The organism is Massilia sp. HP4, assembly GCF_005222695.1.
Taxonomy (GTDB): Bacteria; Pseudomonadota; Gammaproteobacteria; order Burkholderiales; family Burkholderiaceae_D; genus Telluria.
This window is the reverse complement of record NZ_STGG01000057.1, coordinates 39,687-63,701: the sequence shown is the minus strand read 5'-3', so window position 1 is coordinate 63,701 and position 24,015 is coordinate 39,687. Positions and strand designations below refer to the sequence as shown.

The 24,015-nt window shown below is 65.5% G+C and carries 21 protein-coding genes; 9 read left to right on the top strand and 12 right to left on the bottom strand.

From position 1 onward, the window contains the following. Positions 1-30 precede the first annotated feature (30 nt). Both E8M83_RS21075 and E8M83_RS21070 read right to left on the bottom strand, forming a co-directional pair. On the bottom strand, positions 31-567 hold the full coding sequence (locus E8M83_RS21075) for a DUF2058 domain-containing protein (protein ID WP_137175316.1): 537 nt from the start codon (positions 565-567) through the stop codon (positions 31-33). Between the two features lie 88 nt (positions 568-655). Continuing rightward, positions 656-1,069: a VOC family protein gene (locus E8M83_RS21070; RefSeq protein WP_137175315.1), complete on the bottom strand. Its 414-nt coding sequence runs from the start codon at positions 1,067-1,069 to the stop codon at positions 656-658. A 122-nt stretch (positions 1,070-1,191) separates the two neighbouring features. Between E8M83_RS21070 and E8M83_RS21065 the strand changes: the two genes are divergently transcribed. Beyond that, positions 1,192-1,887, top strand: a complete 696-nt coding sequence (locus tag E8M83_RS21065; protein WP_137175314.1) for a DUF2076 family protein — start codon at positions 1,192-1,194, stop codon at positions 1,885-1,887. On the opposite strand, the gene chrA is transcribed toward E8M83_RS21065, so the two are convergent. Continuing rightward, positions 1,884-3,098 carry a chromate efflux transporter gene (gene chrA, locus E8M83_RS21060; RefSeq protein WP_137175313.1) on the bottom strand — a complete coding sequence of 405 codons (1,215 nt, stop codon included), beginning with the start codon at positions 3,096-3,098 and terminating at the stop codon, positions 1,884-1,886. The two genes, E8M83_RS21065 and chrA, sit on opposite strands and share 4 nt — an antisense overlap. 190 nt (positions 3,099-3,288) lie before the next feature. Between chrA and E8M83_RS21055 the strand changes: the two genes are divergently transcribed. Then, complete coding sequence (locus E8M83_RS21055) at positions 3,289-3,990, top strand: hypothetical protein (protein ID WP_137175312.1); 702 nt, start codon at positions 3,289-3,291, stop codon at positions 3,988-3,990. A gap of 51 nt (positions 3,991-4,041) precedes the next feature. Here the strand turns inward: E8M83_RS21055 and E8M83_RS21050 are convergent, their stop codons facing one another. The 5 genes from E8M83_RS21050 to E8M83_RS21030 all read right to left on the bottom strand — a co-directional run bounded on the left by E8M83_RS21050 (position 4,042) and on the right by E8M83_RS21030 (position 7,365). Continuing rightward, on the bottom strand, positions 4,042-4,830 hold the full coding sequence (locus tag E8M83_RS21050) for a LytTR family DNA-binding domain-containing protein (RefSeq protein WP_137175311.1): 789 nt from the start codon (positions 4,828-4,830) through the stop codon (positions 4,042-4,044). Continuing rightward, complete coding sequence (locus E8M83_RS21045; protein ID WP_137175310.1) at positions 4,830-5,726, bottom strand: sensor histidine kinase; 897 nt, start codon at positions 5,724-5,726, stop codon at positions 4,830-4,832. Before E8M83_RS21045 ends, E8M83_RS21050 begins: the two co-directional genes overlap by 1 nt. A 5-nt stretch (positions 5,727-5,731) precedes the next feature. Beyond that, on the bottom strand, positions 5,732-6,010 hold the full coding sequence (locus E8M83_RS21040) for a hypothetical protein (RefSeq protein ID WP_137175309.1): 279 nt from the start codon (positions 6,008-6,010) through the stop codon (positions 5,732-5,734). A 147-nt stretch (positions 6,011-6,157) separates the two neighbouring features. Then, entirely contained in the window at positions 6,158-6,802 is a 645-nt protein-coding gene (locus tag E8M83_RS21035; RefSeq protein ID WP_137175308.1) for a TonB family protein, read from the bottom strand. After that, positions 6,802-7,365 carry a GNAT family N-acetyltransferase gene (locus E8M83_RS21030; RefSeq protein ID WP_137175307.1) on the bottom strand — a complete coding sequence of 188 codons (564 nt, stop codon included), beginning with the start codon at positions 7,363-7,365 and terminating at the stop codon, positions 6,802-6,804. Before E8M83_RS21030 ends, E8M83_RS21035 begins: the two co-directional genes overlap by 1 nt. Positions 7,366-7,575: 210 nt before the next feature. Between E8M83_RS21030 and E8M83_RS21025 the strand changes: the two genes are divergently transcribed. The 4 genes from E8M83_RS21025 to E8M83_RS21010 all read left to right on the top strand — a co-directional run bounded on the left by E8M83_RS21025 (position 7,576) and on the right by E8M83_RS21010 (position 12,660). After that, positions 7,576-8,892 (top strand): aspartate aminotransferase family protein, encoded by a 1,317-nt coding sequence (locus E8M83_RS21025; RefSeq protein ID WP_137175306.1) that lies wholly within the window; start codon positions 7,576-7,578, stop codon positions 8,890-8,892. A gap of 31 nt (positions 8,893-8,923) precedes the next feature. Continuing rightward, positions 8,924-9,904: an FAD-dependent oxidoreductase gene (locus tag E8M83_RS21020; RefSeq protein WP_137175305.1), complete on the top strand. Its 981-nt coding sequence runs from the start codon at positions 8,924-8,926 to the stop codon at positions 9,902-9,904. Positions 9,905-10,124: 220 nt separating this feature from the next. Next, positions 10,125-11,582 (top strand): NCS1 family nucleobase:cation symporter-1, encoded by a 1,458-nt coding sequence (locus E8M83_RS21015; protein ID WP_137175304.1) that lies wholly within the window; start codon positions 10,125-10,127, stop codon positions 11,580-11,582. A 28-nt stretch (positions 11,583-11,610) separates the two neighbouring features. Further along, complete coding sequence (locus E8M83_RS21010) at positions 11,611-12,660, top strand: serine hydrolase (RefSeq protein WP_229491728.1); 1,050 nt, start codon at positions 11,611-11,613, stop codon at positions 12,658-12,660. Here the strand turns inward: E8M83_RS21010 and E8M83_RS21005 are convergent. Together E8M83_RS21005 and E8M83_RS21000 are read right to left on the bottom strand one after the other, a co-directional pair. Beyond that, positions 12,623-14,404, bottom strand: a complete 1,782-nt coding sequence (locus E8M83_RS21005) for an allantoate amidohydrolase (protein WP_137175303.1) — start codon at positions 14,402-14,404, stop codon at positions 12,623-12,625. The two genes, E8M83_RS21010 and E8M83_RS21005, sit on opposite strands and share 38 nt — an antisense overlap. Positions 14,405-14,417: 13 nt before the next feature. Continuing rightward, positions 14,418-15,356, bottom strand: a complete 939-nt coding sequence (locus E8M83_RS21000) for a LysR substrate-binding domain-containing protein (RefSeq protein ID WP_137175302.1) — start codon at positions 15,354-15,356, stop codon at positions 14,418-14,420. A gap of 111 nt (positions 15,357-15,467) precedes the next feature. Between E8M83_RS21000 and E8M83_RS20995 the strand changes: the two genes are divergently transcribed. Together E8M83_RS20995 and E8M83_RS20990 are read left to right on the top strand one after the other, a co-directional pair. Beyond that, positions 15,468-16,712 carry a urate hydroxylase PuuD gene (locus E8M83_RS20995; RefSeq protein WP_137175301.1) on the top strand — a complete coding sequence of 415 codons (1,245 nt, stop codon included), beginning with the start codon at positions 15,468-15,470 and terminating at the stop codon, positions 16,710-16,712. Continuing rightward, a complete protein-coding gene (locus E8M83_RS20990) occupies positions 16,709-17,965 on the top strand; it encodes a M20/M25/M40 family metallo-hydrolase (RefSeq protein ID WP_137175300.1) in 1,257 nt (418 codons plus the stop codon). Before E8M83_RS20995 ends, E8M83_RS20990 begins: the two co-directional genes overlap by 4 nt. Here E8M83_RS20990 and E8M83_RS20985 read toward each other — a convergent pair. Further along, positions 17,946-20,261 carry a hypothetical protein gene (locus E8M83_RS20985; protein WP_229491727.1) on the bottom strand — a complete coding sequence of 772 codons (2,316 nt, stop codon included), beginning with the start codon at positions 20,259-20,261 and terminating at the stop codon, positions 17,946-17,948. The genes E8M83_RS20990 and E8M83_RS20985 overlap by 20 nt on opposite strands. Before the next feature lie 56 nt (positions 20,262-20,317). Beyond that, positions 20,318-22,699 carry a S9 family peptidase gene (locus E8M83_RS20980; protein ID WP_137175299.1) on the bottom strand — a complete coding sequence of 794 codons (2,382 nt, stop codon included), beginning with the start codon at positions 22,697-22,699 and terminating at the stop codon, positions 20,318-20,320. Between the two features lie 663 nt (positions 22,700-23,362). On the opposite strand from E8M83_RS20980, the gene E8M83_RS20975 reads away from it, so the two are divergent. Continuing rightward, positions 23,363-24,007, top strand: coding sequence for an ANTAR domain-containing response regulator (locus E8M83_RS20975; protein WP_137175298.1), 645 nt, complete (start codon positions 23,363-23,365; stop codon positions 24,005-24,007). Positions 24,008-24,015 lie beyond the last annotated feature (8 nt).

Here is a 24,015-nt window from a genome sequence, read left to right as displayed (position 1 = left end):
AGCGTGGGGGCCCCGGCGGGCCGCCCCTGATCACCACATCAGGTCGTCCGGAATCTTGTAATCCGCGTACGGATCGTCTTCTTCGACTTCCTGCACCTTTTTCTTGATCTGCACCACGATCGATGCATCGCGCTGGGCGATTTTTTCGCCGATCACGCGCGGCACCAGCTCGAAACTGCCGTTCATCTGGACGATCACCAGGCGGCCTGCCACCAGGTGCTCGACGATCTGCGCCGTCACGTGGATGCGCTCGATCTTGGTGCCGAAAGTGAAGTTGTAGGGCACGTCGCCCTTGCCCTTCGGCTGCTTGTTCTGCTGCACCAACTGGGCAATTTGCGCCAGGATGGCCTTCTGGGCCGCCTCGGCGTCGCGCTGGGCATTCAACTCGCGCGCGCGTTCGGCATTCTTGCGCTGCATCTCGAGCGCGGCTTCCCGCGACTGGTTGACCTTTTCCACGCCGGTACGCAACACTTCCTTGTGTTGCTTGCTCTTGTCCTGGTTGACCTGCTTGACCTTTTTCTTGTCGACCAGGCCGGCTTTCAATAACTGCTCTTGCAGCGAAACCATGTTGTGCTTCCTTGAAAATATGACCCGCCGCCCACGGTGACGGGCGGCGCCAGCCGATAGCATAGCAACAAGCGCAGCGGAAAGCGATTCAGGAAGCCGCTTTCCATGGATCGTAGGTGCCCACATTCCAGACATGGCCCTCGGGATCGCGGCAGGCGAACTCACGCCCGCCATAGGGCGCATCGTCGATGGCGCGCACGATGTCGGCGCCGCTTTCCACCACGCGGCTGTAGATCCGGTCAGCGTCGTCCACCCGGATCCAGATGGTCTGGGTCTGCAGGCCGCCGGTCTTTTGCGGCGTGGTCAGCAGCTGGCCGTAGTCGTCGTCGGCCTCGGCGCCGATCATGACCATGCCGTCGCCGAGGGTCAGTTCGGCATGGCCGACGTCCTTGTCCTTTCCGGGAACCAGCAGGCGTTTCTCGAAACCAAGATTGATGCAGAGCCATTCGATCATACGCGAGGCATCGCGATAGCGAAGGCAGGGAACCACGGTCGAGCTCATTGCATCCTCCTGTAGCGGTTGGCGGGAAGGTCAATGGTAACGCAACGCGCACCAGAACTTGAAATTGCGATAACTGATCCACAACATAGTGGAATGACCGTCCATCAGACAGGAGCGCGACAATGAACCCATCCGACGAAAAGATGTTGCAGGACTTCCTGGGCCAGCTGGTGCAGGCCCGTGGCGTGACGAAAGACCCGCAAGCCGATGCGCTGATCGGGCGCGCCGTGGCCCAGCAGCCCGACGCCGCGTATCTGCTGGTACAGCGCGCGCTGCTGGTCGAACAGGCGCTGGGCAATGCCAAGGCACGTATCGCCGAGCTCGAGAACCAGGGCGGGAATGACGGCGGCGGTGGCTTTCTCGACGCGAACCAGTGGGGCAATTCCGCGCAGGCTAAACCGTCGAATCCGGTGCCGGGCATCGGGCAAGGTGCTTATCAGCAAAACGGACCGACAGGATCCGTGCCCCAGGCCCAGCCGGCGAAGAGCGGCGGCTTCCTGGGCGGCGCCGGCGGCAGCATGCTGGGTGCGGTAGCGGCAACCGCTGCCGGCGTGGCGGCGGGCAGCTTCCTGTTCCACGGCATCGGCAACCTGCTGGGCAATGACGGGCAGGGCGGATCGAACCACCTGCTGGCCGACAATGCCGCCGAGGGCGGGGCAGCCGAGGCCGCGGGCGGCGGCGCGCTGGCGGACCAGGCCGGCATCGGCGCGATCGACGAACCGGGCGGCGGCGCGGACGAGACCCTGGCCGACAACAACGACGACAGCCTGGGCGGCTTCTTCGACGGCGACGGCTCCGACGAGGGACTATTCGGCTAGGCCGCGGCCAGCAAGGCGCCCGCTGCCGCCGACAGGATCACCACGATCCACGGCGGCGCCTTCCCCAGCGTCAGCAGCAGGAAGCCGGCCAATGCCACGCCGGCGTCGCGCACGGTCGACACGGCGCTCGTCCATACCGGATCGACCAGCGCGGCGGCAAGGATGCCGACCACGGCGGCATTGGCGCCCATCATGGCGTGGCGCGCGGCTGCATGGCGGCGACAACGGTCCCAGAACGGCAGTGTCCCGTAGACCAGCAGCAGGCCTGGCAGGAACAGCGCGACCAGGGCGATCGCGGCGCCGGCAAGCGCGTTCGCGCTCATGCCGGCCTGCGCCCCGAGAAAGGCGGCAAACGCGAACAGTGGACCGGGCAGCGCCTGGGCAAGCCCATATCCGGCCAGGAAGGTCTCGCCCGGGACCCAGCCGGTGGCCACCGTCTCGGCCTGCAGCAGCGGCAGCACCACGTGCCCGCCGCCGAATACCAGCGCCCCGGAGCGATAGAAGGCGTCGAACAACGCCAGCGGATGGTATCCCGCCAGGCCGGCCAGGAGCGGTAGCCCGAGCAGCAGCATGCCAAACAGCACGAGCGCGGCGATGCCGGCACGGCGACCGATGGGCATGGACAATTCGGCATTCGGCTGCAGGAGCGGCCCCCGGCACAGCCAGTATCCGGCCAGCGCGCCAGCGGCGATGGCGACCAGCTGTCCGGCCGGCCCGTCGACGAGGACGACAGCCGCCACGGCGGCCAGCGCGATCGCGATGCGCTGGCGGTCCGGCGTCAGCGTGCGCGCCATGCCCCACACCGCCTGCGCCACCACGGCGACCGCGACCAGCTTCAGGCCGTGCACGAGGCCAGCCGCCAATGGCCCGGCGAGGTTCGCGGCGCCCAGCGCGAAAGCGAACATCAGCAGCGCCGACGGCAAGGTGAATCCGACCCAGGCGGCCAGGCCGCCCGCCAGGCCCCCGCCACGCAGGACGCCGAGCGAAAAGCCGACCTGGCTCGACGCCGGCCCGGGCAAGAACTGGCACAGCGCCACCAGGTCGCCGTAGTGCGCATCATCGAGCCACTGGCGGCGCAGGACGAACTCGTTGCGGTAGTAGCCGAGATGGGCGACTGGACCGCCAAACGAAGTCAGGCCGAGCTTCAGGAAGACCTGGAAAACGGACCAGATGGACGATGTGGTGGAGATGGTGATGGCTTGGGGCAGCATGAGGTCAAACGCAGCAAGACTATCGCAGTATGGCAGCCAACGATGTCCCGGCCATGACGTTGGGGCGCCCGCGTCGCTTACTTTATATACGTAAATGCCAGATAGCAATGCTATTATCTACTGGGAAATTAAGTATGGGCATCCACGAATCGAACGGCTCAACAGGGCTACAAAGATAAATTGGGCAGGCATGGCAATCTTTACTACGGATCTGACGGGCGAACTCAATCAGGTCAAAAAAGTCGTTGGCGAAATCGTCAGTGAACAACTTAATCCCTTGATCAACAATGCGATCAAGGAAGCAGGTCAACAGCTGACGTCGACAGTGGAAGTAGCGAGCGAACAGCTCCAGTCGAATATCGACAAGATATCCAAAGAAATCGAGAGCCACCGCACCATCACCAAGGACGAAATCAAGGGCCTGATCGATTATGCGACCGAGCAGATCGCCGTCACGATCGATGAGCGCCTCAAGGTCGCACGACGTGAAACATCGGAACTGGTGGTGGAAAAAATCGAGCGCCTGAAATCCGAATTGCAGGATGCAGCGGTACGAAGCCGCAAGACGCTCTATATCAATGTTGGGATTTCCATCGCGGCGGCGTTGACGATGGCGGCAATTGGCATCGTATATCGAAAGATTATCCTGGACGAGCTGGATATATTTTCGCTGTTCAGGGTATTCCTGCTGTCCGCCGGTACCGGGACAGGCTTGTTCGCGCTGCTGAAAATGATCGGGTCATGGCGCGGACTGAATCCTCACAAGAAAAACGTTACTTCGGTGGCGCTTGGCTATATCGGGGTCCTTCGTCCAAACGGCGCCGTAGGATTGTTTTGCCTGGCCCTGGTCCTGGCTGCATGCTGGGTGCTGCTCGGGCTGTATGAACCTTGATACGCGCAGTCCTCGGTCGTGATGCCGGCCGTCGGCGCAACCCTGAGTGCATTACATCTGCTGGAACAGCGCCCCGTGGTTGCGGCTCACTTCCAGCTCGTCGGCATAGCCGCGCAGCCTGAGCATCTGGCGTCCGCGCAGGTCGCGCCGCACTTCGGCAATCGCATCCACCCGCACCAGGGTCGAGCGGTGGATGCGCCAGAATTCATCCGGGTCCAGCTCTTCCTCGAGTTCCTTGAGCGTCTTGCGGATCAGGTGCTGGGCGGTGGCGGTCTGCACCCGCGTGTACTTGTCGTCGGACTGGAAGAACAGTACCTCGCGCGTGCTCACCATGCGCAGGCTGTTGCCCGACTGGGCCTGGATCCAGCGCAGGTAGACCGGCTTGGCGGCGGTCGCCCCGTTCTGCACCAGCAGCTGGTCGCCCAATTGCGCAAGCCGCGCCAGTTGCGCGCCGATGTCCTGCGGTTTCTGTTCCAGCTGGCGGCGCAGGCGCGCCACCGTGGTGTCCAGGCGCGCCAGGGTGACGGGTTTGAGCAGGTAGTCGATGGCGCCCTGCTCGAAGGCTTCGACCGCGTATTGGTCGTAGGCGGTGGCGAACACGATGTGGCAGCGCTCGTACACCTGGCGCGCCGCGTCGATCCCGCCCATGCCCGGCATGCGGATGTCGAGGAAGGCGATGTCCGGCTCGTGCTCCTGGGCCAGCGCTACCGCTTCGACGCCGTTGGCCGCTTCGGCCACGATGCGCAGCTCGGGCCACGCTTCTTGCAGGCGCGCGCGCAGCTGGTCGCGCATCGGGGCTTCGTCGTCGGCGATCAGCGCCGTCGGGTGCGGGTGCGCCATCAGCCGTCCTCGGTCATGCGGTAGGGCAGGCGGATCGACACGCAGGCGCCGCCGCCGGGCGGGGTTTCGATGACGAGTTCGGCATCCTTGCCATACAGCAGCGCCAGGCGTTCGCGGATATTCGCCAGGCCGACGCCATTGCCGGCGTGCGGATTGAAGCCGACGCCGTCGTCGACCACGTCGACGTGCAAGGTCGATCCCTCGACCCGCGAGCGCACGACGATGGTGCCGCCGGCAACCTTTGGTTCCAGGCCGTGCTTGATCGAATTCTCGATCAGGGTCTGCAACATCATCGGCGGGAAGGGCGCGCTGCCGAGGAAATCGGGCACCTCGAAGCGCACCGCCAGCCGTTCCTTCATGCGCGCCTGCATGATGGACAGGTAGGCGCGCGACAGCTCGACCTGTTTGCCCAGCGTTCCACCAGTACCCTTCGCAGAGCGCATCTGCGGCAGCGAGGCGCGCAGGTATTCGATCAAGTGGCTGTGGACGCGCGCGGCTTCCTTCGGGTCGGTCTCGATCAGCTGGCCGATCAGGGCCAGGGTATTGAACAAAAAATGCGGTTCGACCTGGGCCTGGAGCGTGGCCATCTGCGCCTCGGTCAGCCGTCGCTCGAGATTGGCGACGTCGGCCTTGGTCGAGGCGTCGCGCGCCAGCAGTTCGGCGCGGCGCTTGCCGCCGGCCAGTACCTTGACGCCGAACGAGATCAGGATGAACCAGATCGCCGGCTCCGTCAGCTTGATGAAGATGCCCGTGACGAACACCAGGAACCAGACGAGGTACAGCTGGCGCCACTCGATCAGTGCGAGCCAGTCGAAGAAGCGCCACCACAGGACACCCGCTTCGCGCAAGGCGTCGCGGACGAAGTCGAGCGCGCGGTTGATCTGGGCGGCGGCCATGGGTTTTACTCTTGCGTGTAATGCCTGATGCGGCGCGGTTCGCGGCCGAAGATGGCGATGGCCAGGAATTTGAGCAGCAGCAGGCCCACGAACAGCGCCAGCACGATCGGCACGATGGTGATCAGCGCGGCCAGCACGATCGCGACCACGAGCAGTACCGGCCACGGCATGCGGCGCAGCGAGCGGGCGCCGGATTTCGCCAGGCGCCAGGTGGTACGGCCAGCGACTTCCATATTGCGCAGGATCGATTGGAAGCGACTGGTAGGCGTATGAATGGTTTTCATGCGAGCAAGTCCTTTCTAATATTGATGACCCTACTGTAGGGATGCACCCATGTTACGCCAAGAGCGATCCGATAAACGGTGTGATTTCGGGGACGGGCGGTCGCGAGGGCGGATGAACGGGGACAGCCTTGCCCCGTCAATACACCATTATTCGATCAACTTGAGCGCTTCCTGCCGCATCACGTCGAGCATGCCGGCATCAGGCGTGCGTGCGCAGGCCGCCACCGTCGCGTTCACGATCGCTTCCACGCCCGGGAAGGATTGGCGCGCCGAACCGTTGCGGTGCAGGCTGTAGACCAGCATGCCGATGCTCTCGGACAGCGCCGGCAACTCGCGCAGGCTGCGTTCGGGGAAGGTCGCCGCCTGCCAGGCCGCGTCGGCGTTGAAATCGGCGCAGCTCTTGGTGGCGATGGTCGTGGTGTGGTCTTTCCTGAAACGGATGGTCACCAGGCCGCTCCTGGCGCCGTTGGCGGCGGCGATGTCCAGCCGCCTTGCCATGGCCATCGCCAGCGCATCCAGTTCGGCCGAGCGCGACGAATCGCGCACCAGCGCGGTCCCTGCGCGCCCTTTGGCATCGAGCGCCAGTTCGACCGTCACGTCGCCCTGCACGCCGCGCCGCGCCAGCGCCTGCGGATAGCTTGCGTCGCTCGCGTAGACCGTGATCTCGCGCCAGGTCGGCACCGTGGCCTGGGCTGCCACCGATTGCGGCGCCAGGGTTAGCAGGGAAATCGCCAGCAGCGCCAGCGCCGGGGACGAGCCGCTCGCCAGGGTTTTCAACTTGGTATGTCGCATCACCGAGCCGCCTCGTCGTTCCAGTAGTCGCGCAACAGGCCATAGAACACGGTATCGGCGTACTCTCCGTGCACCAGCCAGCGTTGCGGCATATAGCCCTCCTTGCGAAAGCCCAGCTTTTCCAGCACGCGGCCGGAAGCCTCGTTGCGCGGATCGATGTCGGCTTCGACCCGGTTCAGGCCCACTTCGCGGAAACCGTGGTCCAGCGCGGTACGCAGCGCCTCGATGGCATAGCCTTGCCCCCAGTGCGCGCTGCCCAGCGCGTAGCCAAGTTCGCAGCGCTTGTTCTGGTTGAAAAAGTGGTGCAGGGCGACGGTGCCGACCAGCGTGCGGTTCGAGGCCAGTTCGATCGCGAAGCGCAGCTCGGTCTCGTCGCGATAGGCTTCGAGCGCACGGGCGATGGCGGCTTCGGCGAAGGAGATATCGGTCCATGGCTCGGCGCTCCAGTAGCGCACCACGGCCGGGTCGGAAAAAATCGTGTACAGGGCCGGGGCATCGCTCGCGGCCAGCGGGCGCAGCACCAGGCGTTCGGTGGTCAGGACAGGGGTGATATAGGTCGACATGATTCGCATTGCCAGTGTGATAAGCGGTAGCATACCACTGCCATGACGCCTGGAGACAGGGGCGTGGCCCATGCTTTTTCCTGGCGCTAACACGATGCCTTGTGCGTGGTTTTGCGAATGCGCAAGTCTCCAACCGTGTGCCTGTTGCAATACACGTCATTCTTGTTCAAACTTCAATGCTCTTGGGCGCCATCAGGCGAGGAGCGCAGCATGCACGAATCCAGGCCGAACACGATGTCATCCTTCTGGATGCCGTTCACCAATAACCGCGACTTCAAACGCGATCCGCGCCTGCTGGTCTCGGCCGAAGGCATGTATTACCGCGACGTCGACGGCCGCCAGCTGCTCGACGGCGCCGCCGGCCTGTGGTGCGTGCCCTGCGGCCATGGCCAGCCGAAGATCGCCGCGGCCATCGCCGCCATGGCCGGCCAGCTCGACTACGCGCCGACTTTCCAGATGGGTCACCCGGCCGCCTTCGAACTGGCCGAACGGCTGATGGAGTTCAGCGGCCACCGCTTCGGCCATGTGTTCTACACCGGCTCGGGATCCGAGGCGGTCGACACCGCGCTCAAGATCGCATTGGCCTACCACCGCGCGTGCGGGGAGGGCGGCCGCACGCGCCTGATCGGCCGCGAGCGCGGCTACCACGGCGTCGGCTTTGGCGGCATCTCGGTCGGCGGCATCGGCGCCAACCGCAAGCATTTCGGCCCCTTGCTGCCGGGCGTCGATCATCTGCGCCACACGCACGACCTGGAACGCAATGCCTGGGCGCGCGGCGAACCGGAACACGGCGCCGAACTGGCCGACGATCTCGAACGGATGGTGGCGCTGCACGACCCGTCGACCATCGCGGCCGTGATCGTCGAACCGGTCTCCGGCTCGACCGGCGTGCTGATTCCGCCCAAGGGTTATTTGAAACGCCTGCGCGAGATCTGCGACCGCCACGGCATCCTGCTGGTCTTCGACGAAGTCATCACCGGCTTCGGGCGCCTGACGACGCCGTTCGCCGGCGACTGGTTCGGCGTCGAACCCGACATGATGACGACGGCCAAGGGCATCACCAACGGCGCGGTGCCGATGGGCGCCGTGTTCAGCAAGGCCTTCATCCACGATGCCTTCATGGACGGCCCGGCGGGAATCGAGCTATTCCACGGCTATACCTATTCGGGCCACCCGCTGGCCTGCGCCGCCGCCCTGGCCACGCTGGACGTGTTCCGTGAGCAGGCGGTGCTCGACAACGCGGTGCGCATCCAGCCTTATTTCGAGGAGGCGCTGCAGTCGCTGCGCGGCCTGCCGCACGTGATCGACCTGCGCTCGATCGGCATCATCGCCGGCATCGAACTCGAACCGATCGCGGGCCAGCCCGGCGCGCGCGGCTATGCGGCGCTCAAGAAGGCTTTCGCAGAGGGCCTCTTGATTCGCACCACCGGCGACATCATCGCGCTGTCGCCGCCGCTGGTGCTGGGCCGGGAACACGTCGACGAATTGTTCGGCAAGCTGGCCGCGGTCCTGAAACAGCTTGCCTGAAGCAGAAAAAAGTAAAAAGAAAGAGAGCTGGATGATCGCCACCACCGACGCCCTGGACTTGTCCGCATCCGAAGAACCTGCCATTCCGGCCGGCGAACCGGCGCCGCCTACCGGCAAGCAGGTGGCCGTGGTCGGCGCCGGCGCGGCCGGCATGGCCTGCGCCATCGGGCTGGGAATGCTCGGCAATGGCGTCGTGCTGTACGAAGCGCGCTCGCGCGAGCGCATGCACGAGGCGCCGCCACTGGAAGCGTCCGAACGCGAGGTCTTCGAACGCCTCGTACTGAAAGGACGTATCCGCTGCGAATACGGCCGCAAGCTGGGCATGAACCTCGAGCTGTCCGACCTGCACCTGTGGCATGACGCGATCTTCCTCGGCGTCGGCCTGGCGTCGAGCCGGGTGCTGGCGCTGTCCGGCAGCGATCCGGCAGGCCTGGTCGATGCCGGCCGCCGGGTGGCGGCGGTGTATGCGCTCGACGACCTGCTTGCGCTGCCGGTGCCGCAGCGCGCAATCGTGATCGGCGCCAGCCGCGGCGCGGTCGGCATGGCGGCGCGCCTGAAGCAGCTCGGCGCCCGGGACGTGACCCTGGCGCTGCGCCATGCGCTGGCGCCCGACGGCCGCGAAGAAGAAGTGGCGCGCGCCAGCTTCGTGCGCGTGCGCGGCTGGGTTGCGCCGCTCGAGGTGCTGCGCGACGAGCGCGGCGCGGTCGAGTCGGTGCGTTTCGAGCAGACCCGCCTGCTGGGCGATTGCGTGGTCGATACCGGCGGCTTCACCGAGATCGCCACCCACGCCGTGTTCAAGGCGGTCGGGCGCACGAACGGGCCGGAGCGCGATCCGGCGGTGCGCCACCAATCGCGCGAGGGCGACCGGATCCAGGTCGACGGCTGTTTTCGCACCGCGCTGCCGGGGATCTATGCCGGCGGCGACTCCGTGGCGCCGCGGCTGGAACAGGGGCAGGCGCGCCGCCATGGCCTGCTGGCGGCCCAGGCGATCCATGCCGACCTGCTAGCCTAGTGTCCTGAATTGAAGATTCGTTGAATAAATGCGGCGAGAATCGGCCCGATCCTGCGTCGCAAATGCTCGCAAGGCCCCGGCCTTGCTGCGCTTTGCTCCTTGTCTCGGACCGATTTCGCCACATTTATTATTCAACGAACTTCCAATTCAGGACACTAGGTTCTTAGCGACGTATTGACGTTTGCGTTACACTCGCGCGCATCGATTCAATGAGCGCACCGTGAACCATCCATCCAACAACGACCTCTGGAACGACGACCTCGCTCCGACCACCGCAGAGCAGCGCAACTGGCGCTGGTACCACTTCGCCGCCCTGTGGGTCGGGATGGTGATGTGCATTCCAGCCTACACCCTGTCGGCCAGCCTGGTGGAGGCGGGCATGTCGGGCTGGCAGGCGGTATTGACCGTTTTTTTGGCGAACACCATCGTGCTGGTGCCGATGCTGCTGATCGGCCATGCCGGCGCCAAGTACGGCATCCCGTACGCGGTGCTGGCGCGCACCTCGTTCGGCACGGGCGGGGCCAAGCTGCCCGCGCTGATGCGCGCCATCGTCGCCTGCGGCTGGTACGGCATCCAGACCTGGTTCGGCGGCAGCATGATCCATACCTTGCTGGGAGTGATGAACGGCGCCCCGATCGGCGGCGAAGCGCTGGGCTGGCTCGGCATCAACCTGGCGCAGCTGCTGTGCTTCCTGGCGTTCTGGGCGATCCAGCTGTACTTCGTGGTGCATGGGATGGAATCGATCCGCCAGCTCGAGACCTGGACCGCGCCCCTGAAGATCGCGATCTGCTTCGTGCTGCTGTGGTGGGTACATGACAAGGCCGGCGGCTTCGGCCCGCTGCTCGAGCAGCGTTCACAGTTCGTGCCCGGCGGGCCGAAGGAAGGGCAGTTCTGGGCCACCTTCTGGCCGTCGCTGACCGCCATGATCGGCTTCTGGGCCACGTTGGCGCTGAACATTCCCGACTTCACCCGTTTCGCGAAATCGCAGCGCGACCAGGTGGTCGGCCAGACCGTCGGCCTGCCGCTGCCCATGGGATTGCTGGCGGCGCTGGCGGTGATCGTCACCTCGGCCACCGTGGTCTTGTACGGCAAGGCGCTGTGGGACCCGGTCGACCTGGCCAGCCGCATGACCGGCATCGCGGTGCTGGTGGCGCTGATCGTGCTGCTGGTCGATACCGTCAGCGTGAACCTGGCGGCCAACCTGGTCGGCCCGGCCTACGATTTCTCGGCGCTGGCGCCGCGCCGCATCAGCTATCGCAGCGGCGGCTACATCACGGCTGGCCTGGCGCTGGTGATGATGCCGTGGAAAATCCTGGAATCGACCCAGAACTACATCATGACCTGGCTGGTCGGCTACTCGGCCTTGCTCGGGCCGATCGCCGGCGTGCTGGTGGTCGACTACTACCTGGTGCGCAAGACGTCGCTCGATGTCGGCCAGCTGTACCGGCACGACGGCATCTACAGTTATGGCAACGGCTGGAACAGCGCGGCGCTGGCGGCCTTCGCGCTGGGCGTGCTGCCCAATATCCCGGGCTTTTTGCATGCGGCCTTCCCGGCCAGCTTCCCCGACGTCGGCGAGGCCTTCAAGACGATCTATACCTATGCATGGTTCGTCGGCGTCGCGATTGCGGCGGTGGTCTACGGCGTCATGATGAAGGGACGCGGTACGCAGCACTGATGGTATTTTCCATGACGAGGAGGGATGCATGCGCAGCGTATTCCGATATGCGATTGCCGTGGCCAGCATCGTGGCGGCGGAAAGCGCCGCGGCCGCGAGCTTCGATGCGGTCACCAGCGAGATCAAGGCCGGCAACTTCAAGCAGATCACCAGCGTGGTGGTGTCGCGCCACGGCAAGGTGCTCTATGAGCAGTATTTCGATGGCGAAGGCGCCGAAGGCCTGCGCAATACGCGCTCGGTGACCAAGACCGTGGGCGGCATGCTGGTCGGCGCCGCCATCGAACGCAAGCTGCTGGCGGTCGATGCGTCGGTGCTGCCCTTCTTCAAGGACAAGCTTCCGATCGCGAACCCCGACCCCCGCAAGGATCGCATCACGGTCGAAGACCTGCTCACCATGAGTTCAATCGTCGAGTGCGACGACTTCAACGAGTTCTCGCGCGGGCACGAGGAGCGCATGTATCTGATCGAGGACTGGAGCCGGTTCTACCTCGACCTGCCGGTGCGTGGCTTCCCCGAGTGGACGCCGCCGCCCGACAGGCAGCCCTATGGCCGCGCCTTCAGCTACTGCACCGCGGGCACGGCACTGATCGCGCCGCTGCTGGAACGGGCGACCGGCCGCAGCGTGCAGGACTTTGCCGACGAGGTGCTGTTCAAGCCTCTCGGCATCGACAAGGTCAAGTGGCAGGTGCAGCCGCTGGGCCCCGCGATGACGGGCGGGAGCCTGGGCCTGCGCAGCCGCGACCTGTGGAAGCTGGGCCAGCTCTACCTGGATGGCGGCAAGTGGGCTGGCAAGCAGGTGCTGCCGCGGGCCTGGATCGAGCGCTCGATCAAGCCCCATGCCCGGGTACGCGAGGGCGTCGACTATGGCTACCTGTGGTGGCTGCAGCCGTTCACCTTGGGCGACAAGAAGGTCGCCACCTATGCGATGTCGGGCATGGGTGGCAACAAGGTCTATGTGCTGCCCGAGTGGGACGCGGTCGTGGTCATCACCACCACCAATTTCCGGGTGCCGGGGCCGCATCCCTTGACCGAAAAGCTGCTTACGACCCTGATCCTGCCGGCGCTGCCGCCTGATTGAAACCCCGCAGAAAGTCGAGCAGCACGGCGCCGGCGATGTCCGCATCGTCGGCGGTCATGGTCTCGAGCGGGTTGTGGCTGATGCCGCCGTTTCCGCAGCGGACGAACAGCATCGCGACCTGGGTCAGCCGAGCCATGCGCATCGCGTCGTGTCCGGCGCCGGAAGGCAGGTCGAAGCGCGGCAGGCCGGCGCGTTCAAGGGCGGCGCCCAGGCCGTCCATCAGTTGCGGCGCGCAGGGCACGGCGTCGATCTCGAGCAGCTTCCAGAGTTTTTCCCCGATGCCGCGCCGCGCGCAGATGCGCGTGATCCCGGCCAGGATATCGTCCACCGCCGCCAGCCGGGCCGCGTCGTCGGCGGCGCGGATGTCGAGCGACAGGCGGCAGGCGCCGGGGACCACGTTGACCGAGCCGGCCGGCACCTCGAGCTGGCCGACGGTGCCGACCAGCGCAGCCGGGGCCGGGCCGCCGCAGCGGCTTTCCACCAGCAGCACGATCTCGGCGGCGGCGGTCGCCGCATCGCGCCGCATGCCCATCGGCGTGGTGCCGGCATGGCCGGCCACGCCCGTCAACTCGACGAGATAGCGCGAGCTGCCCGCGATCGCGCCCACCACGCCCAGCGGCAGGCCGCGCTCGAGCAGCACCGGCCCCTGCTCGATATGCACTTCGACGAAACCGAGCACCCTGGCCGGATCGCGGGCGATGGCGGGGATGGCGGCCGGGTCGTGGCCGGCGCCCGCCAGCGCGTCGCGCATCGCGATGCCATCGGGGTCGTGCGCGTCGAGCAGGGCCGGGTCGAAGCCGCCGGCCACCGCACTGCTGCCGAGGAAGGTGCTGCGATAGCGCACGCCTTCTTCTTCGGCGAAGGCGATCACTTCGAGCTCGTAGGGCAGGCGTTCGCCGCGTTCGTTCAGCTGGCCGACCAGCGCGATCGGCAGCAGGATGCCGAGCCGGCCGTCGTACTTGCCGCCATTGCGTACGGTGTCGTAGTGCGAGCCGGTGATCAGGGTTTGCGCGCCTGGTTGGGCGGCGAGGTAGCGTCCGACCACGTTGCCGATGGCGTCGACGTGAACCGTCATGCCGGCGGCGCGCATCCATTCGGCGATCTGCGTCGCCGTGCGCTGGTGCCCCGGCGTCATGTAGGCGCAGGTCAGGCCTGGCTCGCTGTCGCTGATGGCGCCCAGCGTCTCGCACCAGTCCATCACGGTGGCGCCGACCGATGGCGCGACCCGGAGCAGGACATTCAGGCGGATCTCGGCGATGCGATGGACCTGGCGAAGCGCTTCGCGCAGCTCATCGCCGGGCGCGTTGCCGAGGCGGCGCACGAAGGTGTCGATGATGCTTTGTCGCGCCAGGCCGCGTCCGGTCGGGCCTTTCACGGCCAGGATGAAGGGAAAGCCGAAGCGCTCGTTGTACTGCGCGTTGAGGGCGTGGAGCCGGGCGAATTCCTCTTGTGTGCAGCGATCGAGCCCGGAGCTGGCCTGTTCGCTCGTCGACTCCGCCGTGAGGTCGCCGCCGATGGCGGCCTTGCCGGCCAGCTCGGGGTGACAGCGCAGCAGCGACAGCCGCTGTGCATCGTTCGCGCCGTCGACCGCCGCCTGCAAGGCCAGCTTGAGCGCCGCCAGGGTAGGAAAGGGGCGGGCCGTCGCTGCGCGCGCTGCGATCCAGGGTGAGTGTTCGTAGATGCCATGCAGCGCCTTGGTAAAAGCATCGATGTCGAGCGCGTTCAGCTCCTGGATCGTCGGCATGGTCTACTCCTGGCTATTCTTGACTGAGTGCCCGCGCCGCGCTGCTGATCTGGTCGCGCAGCCATTTGTGCTCGGTCGACTGGTGCACGCGCTGGTGCCACAGCTGGTAGAAGCGCATCGGCGGAAACTTGACCGGCACCGTGAAGCTTTTCAACGGCAGGGTCTTTTCGAATGCGCGGATGAACTGGCGCCCGGTGGTCAGCACCAGGTCGCTCTGGGTCAGCATATAGGGGATCACCCCGAAATAGGGCGACTCGACCGCCACCCGGCGCTGCAGGCCGTGGCGTTCGAGATAAGCATCGATCACGCCGTGGTAGCCGGGCAGCATCTGGGTCGGGGCGACGTGGGGCAGGTCGAGGTAGTCCTCGAGCGTCATCGCATCCGACGCCGTGCGCCTGGCATACGGACTGTCGGCGCGCATGGTGCAGATGATCGGGTCCTCGAACAGCTTGGACATGTGCAGGTGGGCCGGCGGCTCGTCCCAGTTGGCGATGACGAGGTCCATGTCGCCGTCGGACAGCATGCGCAGGTAATCGAGGCCGGGGCCCAGGGCGTGGATCACCACCTTGCTGCCCGGCGAGCCGCGCCGCAGCAGCGCCACCACGTTCGGCAAGAAGCGCGCGTCGAGATAGTCGGGCGCCGCGATGTGGAAGGTGCGCGTCGCCTGCTCCGGCACGAAGGGCGCCTTGCGCACGAACAGGCTCTCGGCCTCGTCAAGGATGCGCTTGGCCGGTTTGAGCAGGCTCTCGCCATGCTGGGTGGGTACCATGCCGCGCGCGCCGCGCACCAGCAGCGGGTCGCCGGTCAGCTCGCGCAGTTTGCGCAGCGAGGCCGAGATCGAGGGCTGCGGCTGGTTCAGCTTGAGCGCCACCCGCGAGACATTCTTCTCCACCAGCAGCAGGTAGAGAATGCGGATCAGGTGCAGGTCGAGGTTGCGGGGCAGGCTGGACATCGGCAACAGCGTATATCAAGGTGGATATGTCGAATATACGCTACATTTCATGTCGCAGAAATTGGAATCGGCGTATCTTCGATCGGCCGCATTGATTTGCAAAGGAAGCCCATGTTCGATACCGGATACCTGGCGCCATATGTCCTCGAGTGGTGCAACCTGCTGCTGCGCTGGCTGCACATCATCACGGGCATCGCCTGGATCGGGGCGTCCTTCTATTTCGTCTGGCTCGACAACACCATCAAACCGCCGGCGCCCGGTTCGGAGCTGGAACGCAAGGGCGTGTCCGGCCAGTTGTGGGCGGTGCACGGCGGCGGCTTCTACAACCCGCAGAAATACCTGGTGGCGCCCGCCGAGCTGCCTGGGGAGCTGCACTGGTTCAAGTGGGAAGCCTATTCCACCTGGCTGTCGGGCTTTGCGTTGCTGGTCGTCGTCTACTACCTGAACGCGAAGGCGATGATGGTCGACCGCAGCGTGGCCGAACTCTCGAACTGGCAGGCGGTCGGCGTCGGCATCGGCAGCCTGGCGGTCGGCTGGATCGTGTACGACCTGCTGTGCAAGACCAGGCTGGTGCAGCGCCCGCTGGCCTTTGGCGCCGTGGTCTGGCTGTTCCTGGTGGCGAGCAGCTGGGTGCTGGGCCACCTGCTCAGCGGCCGTGCGGCCTACCTGCACGTGGGGGCGATGATCGGCACCATGATGGTGGCCAACGTGGCGATGGTGATCATTCCCGGCCAGCGCAAGATGGTGAATGCCATGCTGGCGGGGCAGCGGCCCGACCCAGCCTACGGCATCAAGGCCAGGCAGCGCAGCGTCCACAATAACTACTTCACCTTGCCGGTGCTGTTCATCATGATCAGCAACCATTTTGCGATGACCTACAACCACCCGCATGCCTGGGCGGTGCTGGGCGCGATCATGCTGGCTGGGGTCCTGATCCGCCACTTCTTCAACCTGCGCCACAAGGGCCGCATCGCATGGCGCTATCCGGCGGCGGGCGTGACCCTGCTGCTGGCGCTGGCCGTGTTGCTGGCGCCGGCGCCGCGCGCCAACGTCGCTCCGGCAGCCGCGGCCTATCCTGATGCCGCCGCCCGCTTCGCCGAGGTGCGCACGATCATGGACCAGCGCTGCGTGTCCTGCCACGCGCAGCAGCCGACCCAGCCCGGCTTCGCGGCGGCGCCAGGCGGCGTGATGCTCGACACGCCGGATGGCATCGGCCAGCATGCGGCCCGCATCTACCAGCAGACGGTGCAACTGAAGGCCATGCCGCTGGCGAACCTCACCCACATGACCGATGCCGAACGCGCCCGGGTAGGCGCCTGGTTCGAGGCCGGCGCGCAGACTGGAGAGACACGATGAACCGCCCTTTGCACGACCGTCTCACCGGCTGGATCGACGCGCATTTCGACGCACAGGTCGCTTTCTTGCAGGACGTGGTGCGCATCCCGACCGATACGCCGCCGGGCAATAATGCGCCGCATGCCGAGGCGGTGGCCTGCATGCTGGAAGCGGCCGGATGGCCGGTCGAGCGCCATGCTGTGCCGGCGAGCGAGGTCCACGAGCATGGGCTGGAGAGCATCACTAACCTGGTGGTGCGCCGGCCCTACGGTGCCGGCGGCCCGACCCTGGCGCTGAACGCCCACGGCGACGTAGTGCCGCCGGGAGACGGCTGGACCCGGCCGCCGTATGGCGCCACGATCGAGGGCGGCTACCTGTACGGGCGCGCGGCGGCGGTGTCCAAGAGCGACTTCGCCACTTATGTATTCGCGGTGCGCGCGCTGGAGGCGCTGGACGTGCCGCTATCGGGCGCGGTCGAGCTGCACTTTACCTACGACGAGGAGGTCGGCGGCCTGCTGGGGCCAGGCCGGCTGCTGGCGCAGGGCATCGTCAAGCCCGACTACGTGATTGCCGCGGGCTTCAGCTACGGCATCGTCACCGCCCATAATGCCTGCCTGCAGCTGGAGCTGACCGTGCACGGCAGGGCGGGGCATGGCGCGATGCCCGAGGCGGCGGTCGACGCGCTGCAGGCCGCCACGCAAGTTCTGAACGCGATCTACGGCGAGCTGCCCGCATTGAAGAAGATCCGCAGCGGCGTGCCCGGCATCGGCTCGCCGACCATGATCGTCGGCCGCATCGACGGCGGCACCAATACCAATGTGGTGCCTGGCAAGGTGGTGCTGCGCATGGACCGGCGCATGATTCCCGAAGAAGATCCGGCGGCAGTCGAAGCGCAGGTGCGCGCACTGGTCGAGGATGCGGTGCGCGACCTGCCCGGCATCCGCCTCGAGATCCGGCGCCTGCTGCTGTCGCAGGCCCTGCGGCCGCTGCCGGCGGTGGCGCCGCTGGTGGACAGCCTGCAGCGCCACGGCCGCGCCGTCATGGGCGAGGACATCCCGGCCCACGGCACGCCGCTGTACGCCGACGCGCGCCTGTACGGCGAGCATGGCATCCCGGCGGTGCTGTACGGCGCCGGGCCGCGCACGGTCGGGGATGCGAACGCCAAGCAGGCCGACGAGCGCCTGCTGCTGGAAGACCTGCGGCGCGCGACCAAGGTGGTGGCGCTGACGCTACTCGATTTCCTAGGTAAAGCGGCTAATCGTCGCGCGGAATGATTGCGAACTGCGGGCCTTTTCCGTAGTCCGGCTTGACGCCTCGCTCCATGAAACGCTTCCAGGCCAGGCGGCCTGGCTCGCCCAGGGCGGTAACCGAGTAGGCCAGTGCAGCCTGCATGATCGACGGGTAGCCGGTGGTCTGGCCGGCATACCCGGACATTTCGCCAGGCCGTAGCTTGACTGCGGCAATGTAGGCGTCACTACCGCATTCCAGCGATCCGATCTCGGGCGGATAGCTCTTCTGGAATGCCTCCCCGATCGTCGTGTAGAACGGCGAGTTGCGCTCGTCGCGAATGCGCATCGAATACATCGATGCGGTCACCCAGCAAGCACCTTTCCCGGTCATGCGCGCGACAGGGAACTTTGCTTTCCACGCAAGCAGCCGGTTCGCCTTGGAGAACCCCAGCTCGGCGGTGCGACCGACCGCCGAGGTGAAGAAGTCGTCCTGCCATGGCGCGATGCCAGTTCCCTTGCGGTACACGGTAGCGTAGCCGTTGGCGAGGAATCCCAGCGCATTGGCGCGCGGGTTGTCGGTATATTCAGCGTTATACCAATCGAGGTTGCTGTCGACGATCTGGAGGAAATGTCGCTTGAGCGGATGCGTATCTGGTGTGATGTAGGCGGTTTCGGCAAGGGTCCGCAGCGCCCAGGCCTGGCCGCGCACCTGGATCGGCTTGAGCAAGCCCTTGGCATGCTGGCGATACCCGGGATTGGACGAGAATACGTTATAGCTGGCCCAGAACTGCAGTTCTTCCAGGTAGTACAGGTCGCCGCTGAGCAGGTAGGGGATGTAGGTGAGGTTGGGCTGGTGCGGCACGTCATGATGATATGGCGTCTTGCACATTCCCGCGCCGGCGCAGACTGGAAACGCCTCTTTCTTGCCGGTTGCCGGGTTATGGGTATCGCTCGGCTTGCCGAATGTGGTCATGTAGGGATAATCGATCAGGCTGACGGGCAATCCGGTGCGGCGGTCCCGGTAATGCATTGACCAGCTACCTGCCTGGTCTGCGGTGCCGAGCGTGATCGTGCGAGCGCGCGCATCCATCCCCAGTAAATACATGACTGCCCATGAGGGCTGTAATCCGATATCCTGGCGCCCACCCGTGGTCGGCATGCCGCGGACCGCCAGGCCGACATTCATCGGGGCGCTCGCTGGCCCATTCCAGCGCGCGTACAGGTCCGCCAACGTGCGTTCGTTGACCCGGACCGAACGGTCATAGTTCGGGACGGCGCGTGAGCCGAGCAGTTGCGCCGTATCGTGGCGTACATGCAAGTCGGGATCGCCGCCCCACCAGGCCAGCTTGCGCCAGCGGGCATGATGGTAGTGAGTCAGGCTGGCCTGGCGAAAAACGACGTCATTGCCGACGGTGATCGTGGCGTCATACGTGAAGTTCCGTGGCGATGGTTCGAAAGCCCAGTTGTTCTCGATCGTGACGTCGACCCTGGCTTTTTTCAACGCTGGAAACCAGCGCACGCCAAATCGTGCTGCGAGATGGGGATGGGGGCGTCCGTCGCTATCGGTGACCGGGGTGTTGACGTGCCATTCGCGCACGATCGGGCCGTCCAGCCATGTCATTGGCTTGCCTTTTTCCAGCAGGCGTTCCAGGGATGCGCTGTAGGTGCTGCCGTCGATATTGAGCGTTACCGATGTGGTCAGGCCGGATTTGAGCAATGCCGACGGCGTCATGCTGGTGGACGGAACAGGCGCGGCTCCCGCGTGCCCGCTGCGGTCTTGCCTGACCAGGCCGAGTCCCACCGGTTTGTCTTTCGGACCGGGCACGATGCCGGAAATGATCGCGTGTCGTATCGTGCCATCCGCGTGCAGCGCCTTGACGTCGACCTGCAAGGGCACTTCCTTGCCGTCGGCCAGCCTGCCGCCAAGACGCGCGTCGCGCGGCACTGCGCCCGGGGCAAATGCTTGTCCAAACGTGACCGGAACCTGAGCGCCGCCTGGCCCCGGGTTCGCGGTGCGTTCCAGCCACAAGGTCGCAATGGCGCCCGGTATGGGGGAAGGTTCGGCGCCGGCAGCCACGGGAGGCGTTTCGCCGCTCTTGCGAGCCGAAACCGGTCCGGGAGAAGGTTTTTTCGAGGGGGGCGGAGGGGATTCCCTGGTAGGTTCCTCAAGGGTGTTCCGCTTGTCGCCCTCGGCAGTCGCCTCCGGTTTGGCCACGGCGCCGTAGCGCGACTGGGTCACGCGCTGTGAATCGAGGCCGCCCCCCTTGGGCAGTTCCTGGGCATATACCGTGTGGAAAGCGATGAATGAAAGACAGCAGATGAGCGCGAAATGGCGTGGCATGGGCATGATGTCGACAATGAAAAAAGGCGCCCGCAGGCGCCTTGGATCTTACCGGTTTACTGCTTGAGCGAGCGCTCGAACAGTTCGTGGATGCGGCGATACTGGTCGTACCACGCTTCCGGCTGCACATAGCCATGGCGTTCCAGCGGGTAGCTGGCCAGCTCCCATTTGTCCTTCTTCATCTCGATCAGGCGCTGCGCCATGCGCACCGAGTCCTGGTAGAACACGTTATCGTCGATCATGCCGTGCGAGATGAGCAGGTGGCCCTTCAGGTTCTGCGCATACTCGATCGGCGACGACTTCTTGTACGCATCCGGGTCGATGTCCGGGGTGTTCAGGATGTTGGCGGTGTACTCGTGATTGTAGGTGGTCCAGTCGGTGACCGGGCGCAGCGCGGCGCCGGCCTTGAAGGTGTCCGGTGCGCGCATCAGCGCCATGAAGGTCATGAAGCCGCCGTAGCTGCCGCCGTAGATGCCGACATTGGCCGCGTCGCCCTGGTGCTGATTCACCATGTACTTGACGCCGTCGATGTAGTCCTCGAGTTCAGGATGGCCCATCTGGCGGTAGATCGCGGTGCGCCATTTGCTGCCGTAGCCTTTCGAGGCGCGGAAGTCCATGTCCAGCACGATGTAGCCGTTCTGGACCAGCAGGTTGTGGAACATCTGCTCGCGGAAGTAATTTGGATAGCGCTTGCTGACGTTCTGCAGGTAGCCGGCGCCGTGCACGAACATCACGACCGGATACTTCTTGCCCGCCTCGAGCCGGGCCGGGCGATACAGCTTGGCCCAGACCGGATCGCCGCCGGCGCTGGACGGCACCGCCACGTACTGCGGCGCGATCCACTCGCGCGCCTTGAACTCGGGCTTGCGGGTGTCGGTCAGCTTCGTCGCTTCGCCGCCCGAAACCGCCACGGTCGCGATCTGGATCGGCGTATAGCTGGCCGACCAGTGCACCAGCAGCTTCTTCTGGTCCGGCGACAGGGCGAACTTCTCGACGCCATCGAGCTTCGTGACTTCACGCACCTCAGTTGCACCCTTCGCGCCATTGGCGTTCACGGCGCAGACTTCATAGTCGCCCGGGGTCTCGCGGTTGCACAGCATGTAGGCGGTGCTGCCGTCATGGGTCCAGCGCACGTCGCTGGCTTCCCACTTGCCGGTGGTGAGCGCGCGCGCGGCGGCATCCGTCGCGCTGTCCTTGGTATACAGGTGCGAGTAGCCGCTTTCTTCCGACAGGTACCACAAGGTGCGGTTATCGGGCAGCCAGCCGAATTCGGCGTTGTCGTAGTTGACCCAGGCGCCGTCGGTCAGGCGGTGCAGGGGTTTCAGCTTGGCGGCCGACAGGTCGACGCCGGCGATCCAGCGGTCCTTGTTGTCCACCGAGCGCAGCATGACGGCGACCTGGGCGCCGTTGGCGCTCCAGTCGATCGCGTTGCGCCCGCCGGAGACCACCAGCGGCCGGTTGCCTTTCAGCGGATCCTTCTTGGCGGCGGCGCGCAGCTCGGCCAGCGGATCGACCGCGATGCCTGGCAGTGCGTCGAAGGCGATGTCCTGCACCTTGTTGGTGCGCAGGTCGACCAGCTTCAGTGCATGCGGCACCGGCATATTGCGGCCGACGCGGGTACGCACGTCCTCGGTCTCCTCGTAGCCCGACTCGTTCACATAGCGCGGCATCTTGCCGGCGCGGCCCTTGTCGGCGCTCTTGGCGGCGGTGACCACCAGCAGCCAGCGGCCATCCGGCGACAGCGAGCTGCCTTCGATGGTGACCTTGTCGCCCAGGTAGATCTGGCCGGGGGCCATCGAGGCGTCGGCGCGGCGCAGTTCGTCGCTGCGGGCGCGCAGGGCGTCGCGCTCGTCCTTCTGGCGCTTGAGGTGTTCGATCAGGCGCAGCTCGGTCGAACGGTAGGAATCTTCTTCCGGCGCGTTCGGGTCCTTGGCGGCGCGCGGCAGGGCGGCCGGGCCGGTGACCCTGGTCGTGCGGTCCCACACATACCAGTCGTTGCCGATGCGGTACTGGACCGCGCGCTCGTCGGCGGTGTACTGGGCGGCCGTGAGGCGGCTGGCGCCGCGCGTGACCTGCACCAGCTGGCCCGACTTGAGGTCGCGCTCGAACAGGTCGTTGTTGCGCAGGACCAGCATGCGGCTGTTATTGCGGTTATAGACCACGTCGGCGCTGTCGATCTTCGGCAGCTCGGCGTCGGCTACCAGCTGGGCCTTGCCGGCGGCAACCTGGAACACGTCGCGCACCGGCGAACCGGTGCGTTTCTGCTTGTAGTACACCTGCTTGCCGTCCCAGCTGAACCAGGCGTCTTCCACCGGGGTGCCGATCCAGTCGGGATGGCTCATGGCCTGGTCGAGGGTGATGGGGGTGGATGCCGCTGCCGGCAACGCGATCAATGCGGCGAGAGAGGCCGCAAACAGGGTAAGTGCAGGTGTTCGCATGTGGAGTCTGATGAGTGAAGAAGAGGCTTCTTGCCAGTAATGCTTGCCAGAAATGCGCATGCATTCTAGCGCAGGCACTCACCGCGACCGCGAAATATGACAGGTTTTTTTGCTGTAAAGACAAGCGCCGGCGGTACGTCAGTACGGCCGGCGCTGGATGCGGGCGAGATATCGCGGCTCTGCTGCGCCGCAATGAAGCCGGTATCAGATGGCCTTGAACGGGCCTTTTGGCGGACGCGGCAGGAACATGGCGACACGCGCGGCCACGGCCACGACAGCCAGGGCGATGGTGAGGTATTCGAGCGGGTGCATACTTAACCCCGCACTGCCGGAGCATAGCCGCCGTGGGCGACGTAGAGTTCTTGCGAGAAGCTGCGGATGGCCGAGATGGCTGCCGCGAAGAAGCTGTTGCGTTGAATAGCTGCAGTCATGATTGTTCCCCTGAGATAAATACTTCGATGTTGCGTTGCAGTATAGGGGCGTCCCCATCATAAACAAACTTTAGATTTGTGATTCCAGCGATTCGTTTGATGAATGATTGTTGAGTTGCTCTCATGCAAGATATTCTTTGCACGCATATCTGGAAAATCAGCCGCCGTATAAGAAGGGCATGGCGGATGGCCGCGTCGCATGCCTGGTGCGAATCTTGCATATCGTTAGCATATGAAATCGCGAGACAGTGCTTCACCCCATCTGCGGATCGTCGTCGTGCTTTCCGCAACAGCACCCGGTGTCGACCCCGATGCGGCCCAGGCCGCGCAGTCGCGGCGCAGCGCCGCGCTGCGCATCGGCCTGCTGGAATCGGGCTACGACCTGGTCGCCTCGCTGCCGGCGGATATCTTCCTGCCCGAGCGCATCGCCCAGCTCCAGCCCGACCTGATCATCGCCGACAGCGAGTCCGATGCGCGCGACGTGCTCGAGCACATCGTGATCGCGACCCGCGATGCGCGGCGTCCGATCGTCCTGTTTACCGAGGACGACGCGCCGGCCAGCATGGATGCGGCGCTGGAAGCCGGCGTGTCGGCCTATATCGTGGCCGGCCTGCAGGCCGAGCGCGTCAAGCCGGTGCTGGACGTGGCGCTGGCGCGCTTCCGGCGCGAGCAGAAGCTGCTCGATGAACTGAGCGACACGCGCCAGAAGCTGGCGGAGCGCAAGACGGTCGACCGCGCCAAGGGCTTGCTCATGACGCGCTACAAGTTGAGCGAAGAGCAGGCCTACCAGCGCCTGCGCACGCTGGCAATGAACAAGAACCTGAAACTGGCCGAGGTCGCGCAGCGCCTGATCGACGTGGAAGACCTGCTGGGCTGACCCGGCGC

Coding starts and splice junctions, on each gene's coding strand:
- E8M83_RS20995 (WP_137175301.1), top strand. CDS start 15,468: ATGTTCGATACCGGATACCTGGCGCCATATGTCCTCGAGTGGTGCAAC.
- E8M83_RS20985 (WP_229491727.1), bottom strand. CDS start 20,261: ATGCCACGCCATTTCGCGCTCATCTGCTGTCTTTCATTCATCGCTTTC.
- E8M83_RS21010 (WP_229491728.1), top strand. CDS start 11,611: ATGCGCAGCGTATTCCGATATGCGATTGCCGTGGCCAGCATCGTGGCG.
- chrA (WP_137175313.1), bottom strand. CDS start 3,098: ATGCTGCCCCAAGCCATCACCATCTCCACCACATCGTCCATCTGGTCC.
- E8M83_RS21050 (WP_137175311.1), bottom strand. CDS start 4,830: ATGGCGCACCCGCACCCGACGGCGCTGATCGCCGACGACGAAGCCCCG.
- E8M83_RS21055 (WP_137175312.1), top strand. CDS start 3,289: ATGGCAATCTTTACTACGGATCTGACGGGCGAACTCAATCAGGTCAAA.
- E8M83_RS21030 (WP_137175307.1), bottom strand. CDS start 7,365: ATGTCGACCTATATCACCCCTGTCCTGACCACCGAACGCCTGGTGCTG.
- E8M83_RS20980 (WP_137175299.1), bottom strand. CDS start 22,699: ATGCGAACACCTGCACTTACCCTGTTTGCGGCCTCTCTCGCCGCATTG.
- E8M83_RS21070 (WP_137175315.1), bottom strand. CDS start 1,069: ATGAGCTCGACCGTGGTTCCCTGCCTTCGCTATCGCGATGCCTCGCGT.
- E8M83_RS21045 (WP_137175310.1), bottom strand. CDS start 5,726: ATGGCCGCCGCCCAGATCAACCGCGCGCTCGACTTCGTCCGCGACGCC.
- E8M83_RS21065 (WP_137175314.1), top strand. CDS start 1,192: ATGAACCCATCCGACGAAAAGATGTTGCAGGACTTCCTGGGCCAGCTG.
- E8M83_RS21075 (WP_137175316.1), bottom strand. CDS start 567: ATGGTTTCGCTGCAAGAGCAGTTATTGAAAGCCGGCCTGGTCGACAAG.
- E8M83_RS21040 (WP_137175309.1), bottom strand. CDS start 6,010: ATGAAAACCATTCATACGCCTACCAGTCGCTTCCAATCGATCCTGCGC.
- E8M83_RS21005 (WP_137175303.1), bottom strand. CDS start 14,404: ATGCCGACGATCCAGGAGCTGAACGCGCTCGACATCGATGCTTTTACC.
- E8M83_RS21020 (WP_137175305.1), top strand. CDS start 8,924: ATGATCGCCACCACCGACGCCCTGGACTTGTCCGCATCCGAAGAACCT.
- E8M83_RS21035 (WP_137175308.1), bottom strand. CDS start 6,802: ATGCGACATACCAAGTTGAAAACCCTGGCGAGCGGCTCGTCCCCGGCG.
- E8M83_RS21025 (WP_137175306.1), top strand. CDS start 7,576: ATGCACGAATCCAGGCCGAACACGATGTCATCCTTCTGGATGCCGTTC.
- E8M83_RS20990 (WP_137175300.1), top strand. CDS start 16,709: ATGAACCGCCCTTTGCACGACCGTCTCACCGGCTGGATCGACGCGCAT.
- E8M83_RS20975 (WP_137175298.1), top strand. CDS start 23,363: ATGAAATCGCGAGACAGTGCTTCACCCCATCTGCGGATCGTCGTCGTG.
- E8M83_RS21000 (WP_137175302.1), bottom strand. CDS start 15,356: ATGTCCAGCCTGCCCCGCAACCTCGACCTGCACCTGATCCGCATTCTC.